The following is a 7,220-nucleotide window of genomic DNA, read 5'->3' as shown; positions in this document are numbered from 1 at the left end:
GTTTCAACACCATCACTTTGAGGGACAGCCACCCCGCTCCGCTAGCTCGTGAGCGGCAGGCCCATTACGGCATCTAGGTCGTGAACCCATAAAAGATCTTTTCTTTGCAGTGAGTTGATGATTCACCTCCCATCCTGGGAGGATCTGATGCGCCGTCATGAGCTGACCGACTTCGAGTGGAAGATCATCGAGCCGTTGCTGCCTAACAAGCCACGTGGCGTGCCGCGGGTGAACGACCGGCGGGTGCTCAATGGCATTCTCTGGCGCTTCCGCACCGGCTCACCCTGGCGCGACATCCCCGAGCGGTATGGCCCCTCCACCACCTGCTACAATCGCTTCGTGCGCTGGCGTGAGGCTGGCATGTGGGACCGCATCCTGAACGCGGTCTCGGCCGCTTATGATGGTGACCTCATCATGATCGATAGCTCCTGCGTGCGCGTTCATCAGCATGGCGCGACGGGTAAAAAGGGGGCCGAGATGGTGGCATGGGACGTTCCCGCGGCGGCCTGAGCACCAAGATCCATGCTCTGGTGGATGCGGAAGGCCGCCCGATACGGATCACTCTGACGCCCGGTCAGGCGCATGACGGCACGGCGGCCGAGGACCTTCTGACGAACTTGAAGTCCGGCGCGACCCTACTGGCCGACAAGGCTTACGACAGCAACGCCATTCGTCAGCAGGCCCAGGAGCAGGATGTCTGGGCGAACATCCCGCCCAAGAGCAACCGCAAGAGCTCGTTTGTCTTCAGCACCTTTCTGTATCGCTACAGAAATCAGGTGGAGCGGTTCTTCAACAAGCTTAAACAGTTCCGCGGCATTGCCACGCGATACGACAAAAACCCGGCGAACTTCCTGGCCGCCATCAAGCTTGTGTCAGCCCGCATCTGGATCCGTAGTTATGAGTCCGCTGCCTAGTCTCTGCGGAAGCAATGCTCTCTCGAACAACAGTGGTAACGCGAGGGCTGTCAGGATGAGGCGCAGAACCCTACGCCACCAGCTTCCGATACAGATGCCACGTCGTATGCCCAAGCACCGGCAGGACCACGCCCAGCCAAGGAAGGCCGGAACTGGCCTTGCCTTATGACAAGGGAGCTCGGGCAAGGTGATTACCCCCTTCGGTCGGTCGCCAAGGCCGGCTTCCGTGACTACCGTTCAGCACGCCCAGGAGGTGGAAGGTGAACAGGTCCGCTGCGACAACTCAAGGCCCGAAGAGCAATGCCGTGAGGCTTGTCGTCGTTGTCTCAGGCTGCGCCGCTTTGGCCCTCGCGCCCACTCCCGTGAAGGCGAATTTCGTGGACGGCAACGATCTCCACGCCCAGTGCCGAACCCGAAGTGCCGGCGCGCTGAACTACATCCTTGGCGTACACGACACCCAGCAGAGCGTGGCCGGGCTTGGAAAGCAGGAGAAGCTGGTCTGCCCCTGGGGCAGGGTCAGCTCCGGACATATCGTCGAGGCCGTGTGCAAATACCTCCAGAACAATCCGGATCAGCGCCACCACTCAGGGGCGAGCATCGTTCTGAAAGTGCTTGGAGAAGCGTTTCCCTGCAAATCGTCCGCCTCGATGGGCCCAGCCTCTCCATAGGCTCTCGCGATCCTTCCGGCGCCTACGCCACCAGCTTCCGATACAGATGCCATGTGGTGTGCCCGAGCACCGGCAGGACCACGACGAGGCCGAGAAAGGCCGGGAGCGCGGCGGTGAACAGCATCAGCACGATGCAGAGCGCCCAGCCCAGCATGGCGGCCGGGTTGCTCACCACGGCCCGCACGCTCGTGATCATGGCGGTGATGAAATCCACCTCCCGGTCGAGCAGCAGCGGGAAGGACACGACCGTCAGCGAGAAGGTGACGGTGGCCAGCACCGCCCCGATCACATGGCCGACCGTCAGGAAGGCCAAGCCCTCTGGGGTGGTGAAGAGAACCCCCGGGAAGGCCCCGGCCGGCATGCCGTGGAGCCCGAAGAACAGGGCGATCAGCAGCCGCACCTGATACATCCAGATGATGAACAGGAAGATCGTCACGAAGGCCATCCAGGAGATTTCCTTGGCCCCTTGCGTCCAGATCGCCCCGAACACGCCGGACAGGGTCGGAACCCGCCCCTGCTCCCGCAGGCGGCTGACCTCGTAGAGCCCCACCGCCACGAAGGGCCCGATTAGCACGAAGCCGGCAGCCAGCGGATAGACGAGATAGAGCAGATCCCACAGGAACGCGCAGGCCAGAATGGCGACGCCGCCGAGGGCGTAGACGCTGCCGAAGAACACCCCGAAGGCCGGATAAGCCTGGAAGTCTCTTAAGCCCGCCGACAGCGCATCGACGATGTCGGAGCGCCCGATCCGGCGGATGGCCGGCTCCTTGCGCAGCATGGGTGCGGTGGTGCGGATGTCCTCGCTCATGCGGCCTTCCCTCGTGTCTCCGCCTTTGCGGCATCATAGGTTCGGCAGGCGGCAGCGGTCGACTCAGGAAGAGCCCTTAGGGCGCCCGCACGTCAGGCCCATCTTTTGGCCATCCAGATGCGGTCGTGGCCGGGTGGGCGGTCCTTCAGGCGGCCGATCTCGGCATAGCCCTGCTTCACATAGAACCCCTCCGCCTGGAACGTCGACGTCGTCAACTGCGCGCCGATAGCCCCGTGCAACCGGGCGGCTTCCTCGGCCATGTCCAGCAGGCGGGTGCCGTAGCCCTGCCCGCGCAAGGCCTCGTCGACCCAGAAATGGTCGACCTGAAGCCAGTACAGGGCAACCTGCCCCCGAATGCCGCCGCGTACGCGGTTGTCATCGTCCCGCAGGAGCAGGGTCAGAGGGATCAGGGGCAGAGGGCCGGTCTTCTCGATCACGTGAGCCCGCAAGCCGGCGGTTACGTCATCCGCACCGGGCGGGCTGGCTTCTTCGAGAACCTCGATCTGCATGCTGTCAACACCTTAGGTTGGGCATACCCAGCTTCATAGACGTGTCTTGTAGAACTTTCCGGATTATCTTCTCACACGAAGACTCTCCCGCTGAGATGCGGAATTTGATGAGCAGATCGGATGCTTCGCAAAGGATTGGTGGCTCTCACCTTGGCCATAGTCGTGACCTTACCCGCAATCTCATCCTGTGGCCGGGATGATGCACCAATGCGCACGGACGAGGAAGCAAAGCTTCTGAGCGATTTAAGGTCGGGGAAGTCGGTAGACTTGTTCGCCTTCCAAGGCGGTGGAGTAGACACTGTATGCCTCAGCGGCGGCTACCAAGATCCCGTCTCGGACATACAGTACATCACTCGCAGGGAGTTTGCGTCGTGTAGCGGGACTTTACGCCAGCCAAGAGATGAATATTACGGTGCCATCAGCTTTGTATGGCCGAACAGATGCCATGTCATAGATGTCGATAGTTCAGACTTCGTCGTTGAGACGCAGAACGGATCGTCGTGCTTCAACAAGGACCAAGCTAAATCCTTCAAACTTGAGGAAACACCCTACGGCCCAGGGCTGCTGCCCGAGAACTAGAACCTAGCCACTGTGCGTTTTCGCACCTACTTTTTCGGTCTTAGGCCCCCAAAATCCTTGAAGAACAAAGAGTGAAACACCATATTCTTCCTATGGTTACCACCCTTGCAACATCCCTGTTGAGGCCGGCCCGGAACGCTCCTGTCGAGGAGCGGATCGAGGGCGCTTGGCACGTCTACCCGCTGGAGGCGGCGCTGGAGCTCGACTATGTGGACCAGGCCGGCAATGCCACCCGGCGCTGGGTGCTGGCGCGCGAGCTGAAGGTGGGTCCGGGCAAGATGCTGCTGGGCGGCATCGACATCCTGCTGGACGATGGATATCGCGGCTTCCGGGTCGACCGAATCCAGCGTCTCGAGGATGCGGAGACCGGGCTCGTGGTCGAGCACAACATCCTCGACTGGCTCATGAAGCTTGCCGAGCGGCAGGCCAAGGCGCGCCGGAAGCACCTCGCCCGCATGCAGGCAGGCGCTTAACCCTCTTCTGCGACAGAACCGCCGGACCGGCTCTGCCGCCCTCCCTGTCTCTTGTGCCGCCCTGCCCTTTCTGCAACATAGTGTCGTAATTTTGTTGCATTAAGGGGATGGGGTGGCCCAGCGATCCTTGTTCCGGCCGCAGGCCGTGACGGCGGCCACGGGCGAGCACTCGTCCGTGTCGTTGCCGGTTGCGCCCCTCTCCTGGCGATTGCTCGGCGGCTTCGTCATCGCATGCATCACCGTCGTTGTTCTTTTTCTCGGCACGGCGGAATACGCCCGCAAGGAGACTGCCGGCGGCTCACTTGTGGCGGCCGGCGGCGCGGTGCGCGTCAGTGCGCTCCGCGGCGGCGTGGTGACGGAGCTGAAGGTCAGGGAGGGTGAGCGGGTTGCGGCGGGCCAGCCGCTCTTCACCGTTGCCTCCCGGCAAGGATTGGAAGCCGGCGGCACCCTCGATGCAGCGATCCTCGCTGCTCTCGACACCCAGATTCAGGTGTTGAAGGAGCAGATCGCCGCGGATCCCGCCCGCATGGAGAACGAGGTCCGGCGCCTCGACGCAACCGTTGCCTCCGTCACGGCGGAGCGGGATGCGCTTTCCGCCCAGCGCAGGCTCATGGCCGAACGCGTCCGCGTGACGGAGGAGCGGCGCAGCACCATCGCGCGGCTCGCCGAGCAGGGCCACACCACCCGCGCCGCCCTGCAGGAGCAGGACGAGGCGCTGCTCGCCCGTCGGCAATCCCTGGCCGAGATCGACCGGGAGCTTGCGGAGGCCGACAAAAGTTTGAGCCAGGCTCAGCTGCAGCGCGAGCAGCTGCCGGTGCTGAAGGCCGAGCGCCTGGCGCAGCTGCGCCTCAACCTCGCCGACCGGGAGCGCCAGCGGGCGGAGGCGGAAAGTCAGCGGGCGCAGGTGATCACCGCCCCCATCAGCGGCCGCGTCACGGCACTCCAGGCTGCCCCCGGCCAGATCGTCGATCCCACCAAGCCGCTCATGACGCTCCTGCCCGACGGCGCGAGCCTGCTCGCGGATCTCTTCGTGCCGAGCCGGGCGATCGGCTTCATCGAGCCCGGCCAGCGGGTGCGCCTCATGGTCGATGCCTTTCCCTATCAGCGCTTCGGCACAGTGGGCGGCAGCGTCGAGACCATGTCGCAGGCGATGCTCTCCCCCGACGAGGTGATCGGCAAGGTGGCGCTGTCCGAGCCTGCCTACCGGGTGACCGTGCGCCTCGACCGGCAGGCCATCGACGCCTTCGGACGGCAGATCGCCCTCCAGCCCGACATGACGCTCAAGGCCGATATCGTGCTCGAGGGCCGCTCCCTCGTCGCCTGGCTGTTCGAGCCGCTCATCAGCGTCAGGGGGCGGATGTGAAGCTTTTCGCTCACCTCGATTATTTCGGCACGCCGCGCCTGCCCGCCATCATGCAGTCGGAGACCGCCGAGTGCGGCCTGGCGTGCCTGGCCATGGTCGCGAGCTATCACGGACGCGAGGTCGATCTCACGGCCCTGCGCCGCCTGTTCTCGATCTCGCTCAAGGGCGTCACCCTCAAGGACGTGCTGGTCATGGGCCAGCGCCTGGGCATGACCGGCCGCGGCCTGCGGCTCGAGCCCGAGCAGCTCGGTCAGGTCAAGCTGCCCTGCATCCTGCACTGGGACATGAACCACTTCGTGGTGCTGAAAGAGGTCGGCGCCCGCAAGGTCGTCATCCACGATCCGGCGCTCGGGGTGCGCAGTCTCACCTTCGCCGAGGTCGGCCACCACTTCACCGGCATCGCCCTGGAGCTCACCCCCACCCTGGCCTTCGAGCGCAGGAAGGAAACCTCTCGTTTAAGCCTCACGGCCCTGTGGGGCCGGATGCGCGGGGTGAAGCGGGCGCTCGCCCAGGCGCTCGTGCTCTCGGCCGTGCTGCAGCTCGTGGTGCTGGCCGCGCCCTTCTACATGCAGCTTGCCGTCGACGAGGCGGTGATGAAGGGTGACCAGGGCCTGCTCACCGCGCTGGCGCTCGGCTTCGGGCTGCTCACTCTCATCCATATCGGGGCCGACTGGCTGCGCTCCCACGTGCTGCTTTTTTTTAAGCGGCGCGCTCAACTTCCAGATGGGCGCCAACCTCTTCCATCACCTCGTGCGCCTGCCGCTGGCCTGGTTCGAGAAGCGACATATCGGCGATCTCGTCTCGCGCTTCCGCTCGGCCGAGCCGATTCAGCGCTTGATCTCCGAGGGGCTTGTGGCTGCTCTCGTCGACGGGGTGATGGCGACGCTGACGCTCGCGATGATCCTGATCTACAGCCCCAAGCTGTCGGGCATCGTGTTTGCGGCGCTCATTCTCTACGGGCTTCTGCGCTTTGCCCTCTACCGCTCCCTGCGCCAGCGGCAGGAGGAGATGATCGAGGCGGCCGCCAAGGAGCAGACCACGTTCATCGAGACGGCGCGCGCCATCCAGAGCATCAAGATCTTCGGCCGCGAATCCGACCGCGAGGCCGTGTGGCAGAACCGCTATGCGGCCTCGATCAGCCGAACCATCCGCCAGGGCCGCTTCACCATCGGGTTCAAGACCGCCAATGACCTCATCTACGGCATCGAGAACGTGCTCGTGGTCTGGCTCGGCGCCAAGGCGATCACGGCGAACGACATGACCATCGGCATGCTCTACGCCTTCATGGCCTACAAGGAGCAGTTTCTCTCCAAGGCCACCAACCTGATCGAGACCGGAATCCAGTACCGCATGCTCGACCTGCATCTCGACCGCCTCTCAGACATCGCCCTCGCCGAGCGGGAGGAGGACCGGCATGGCGCCAGCCTCGTGCCGCGGCCGGTTGCCGGAGCGCTGGAGCTGAAAGGCGTGAGCTTCCGCTATGCGGATACGGAGCCGGAGGTGCTCTCCGGCGCGGATCTTAAAGTAGAGGCCGGCGAGTTCGTGGCCATCACCGGGCCGTCAGGCGGCGGCAAGACCACCCTGCTCAAGATCATGCTCGGCCTGTTCAAGCCCATGGAAGGCACGGTGCTCATCGATGGCACGCCGATTGCGCATTTCGGCACCCAGGCGTTCCGCCAGCAGATCGGCGTGGTGATGCAGGACGATCAGCTCCTCTCGGGCAGCATCGCGGAGAACATCTGCTTCTTCGATGCGAAGCTCGACCTCGACTTGATGCGCGACTGCGCGCGGATGGCCGGCATCGACGACGAGATCATGGCCATGCCCATGAACTAAGGTCTGTGGGGATTCACATGAGGTTGGGCTTATGATTCAAGCTCTTGATGGATCGCTATGTCTTGACGGA

Annotated in this window: 8 protein-coding genes and 1 pseudogene; 6 read left to right on the top strand and 3 right to left on the bottom strand. The window is 63.9% G+C overall.

Translation table 11 applies throughout. From position 1 onward, the window contains the following. Positions 1–147: 147 nt before the first annotated feature. Both JQC81_RS31565 and JQC81_RS31560 read left to right on the top strand, forming a co-directional pair. Positions 148–914 (top strand): IS5 family transposase gene (locus tag JQC81_RS31565; protein WP_203275719.1). Its coding sequence is split into 2 segments (ribosomal slippage): positions 148–472 and positions 472–914, totalling 768 coding nucleotides; the frame shifts between segments, so codons are not numbered across the junction. Positions 915–1,174: 260 nt separating this feature from the next. Next, positions 1,175–1,582: a Rap1a/Tai family immunity protein gene (locus JQC81_RS31560; protein WP_203275718.1), complete on the top strand. Its 408-nt coding sequence runs from the start codon at positions 1,175–1,177 to the stop codon at positions 1,580–1,582. 22 nt (positions 1,583–1,604) lie between these two features. On the opposite strand, the gene JQC81_RS31555 is transcribed toward JQC81_RS31560, so the two are convergent. After that, positions 1,605–2,390 (bottom strand): DUF2189 domain-containing protein, encoded by a 786-nt coding sequence (locus tag JQC81_RS31555; RefSeq protein ID WP_312887625.1) that lies wholly within the window; start codon positions 2,388–2,390, stop codon positions 1,605–1,607. A gap of 92 nt (positions 2,391–2,482) precedes the next feature. Then, positions 2,483–2,899 (bottom strand): GNAT family N-acetyltransferase, encoded by a 417-nt coding sequence (locus JQC81_RS31550; protein ID WP_203275717.1) that lies wholly within the window; start codon positions 2,897–2,899, stop codon positions 2,483–2,485. 671 nt (positions 2,900–3,570) lie between these two features. Between JQC81_RS31550 and JQC81_RS31545 the strand changes: the two genes are divergently transcribed. From JQC81_RS31545 to JQC81_RS34580, 3 genes and pseudogenes are all read left to right on the top strand, one after another. Then, positions 3,571–3,951, top strand: coding sequence for a hypothetical protein (locus JQC81_RS31545; RefSeq protein ID WP_246520819.1), 381 nt, complete (start codon positions 3,571–3,573; stop codon positions 3,949–3,951). A gap of 112 nt (positions 3,952–4,063) precedes the next feature. Next, positions 4,064–5,314 (top strand): beta-barrel domain-containing protein, encoded by a 1,251-nt coding sequence (locus JQC81_RS31540; protein WP_203275716.1) that lies wholly within the window; start codon positions 4,064–4,066, stop codon positions 5,312–5,314. Between the two features lie 50 nt (positions 5,315–5,364). After that, positions 5,365–5,724: pseudogene (locus tag JQC81_RS34580) on the top strand (cysteine peptidase family C39 domain-containing protein); the annotation flags it as partial. Between the two features lie 45 nt (positions 5,725–5,769). Here JQC81_RS34580 and JQC81_RS31535 read toward each other — a convergent pair. Further along, positions 5,770–6,000: a hypothetical protein gene (locus tag JQC81_RS31535; protein WP_203275722.1), complete on the bottom strand. Its 231-nt coding sequence runs from the start codon at positions 5,998–6,000 to the stop codon at positions 5,770–5,772. Here JQC81_RS31535 and JQC81_RS34215 point away from each other — a divergent pair. Next, complete coding sequence (locus JQC81_RS34215; protein ID WP_203275715.1) at positions 5,915–7,150, top strand: peptidase domain-containing ABC transporter; 1,236 nt, start codon at positions 5,915–5,917, stop codon at positions 7,148–7,150. The genes JQC81_RS31535 and JQC81_RS34215 overlap by 86 nt on opposite strands. Positions 7,151–7,220: the final 70 nt, after the last annotated feature.

This window comes from Microvirga arabica (assembly GCF_016811235.1).
Taxonomy (GTDB): domain Bacteria; phylum Pseudomonadota; class Alphaproteobacteria; order Rhizobiales; family Beijerinckiaceae; genus Microvirga; species Microvirga arabica.
Note: the sequence above shows the minus strand (reverse complement) of the source record. Positions and strands in the feature narration are given on the sequence as shown.

Excerpts from the sequence above, each read along its gene's own strand:
- JQC81_RS31555 (WP_312887625.1), bottom strand. The coding sequence starts at position 2,390 with ATGAGCGAGGACATCCGCACCACCGCACCCATGCTGCGCAAGGAGCCG.
- JQC81_RS31550 (WP_203275717.1), bottom strand. The coding sequence starts at position 2,899 with ATGCAGATCGAGGTTCTCGAAGAAGCCAGCCCGCCCGGTGCGGATGAC.
- JQC81_RS31545 (WP_246520819.1), top strand. The coding sequence starts at position 3,571 with ATGGTTACCACCCTTGCAACATCCCTGTTGAGGCCGGCCCGGAACGCT.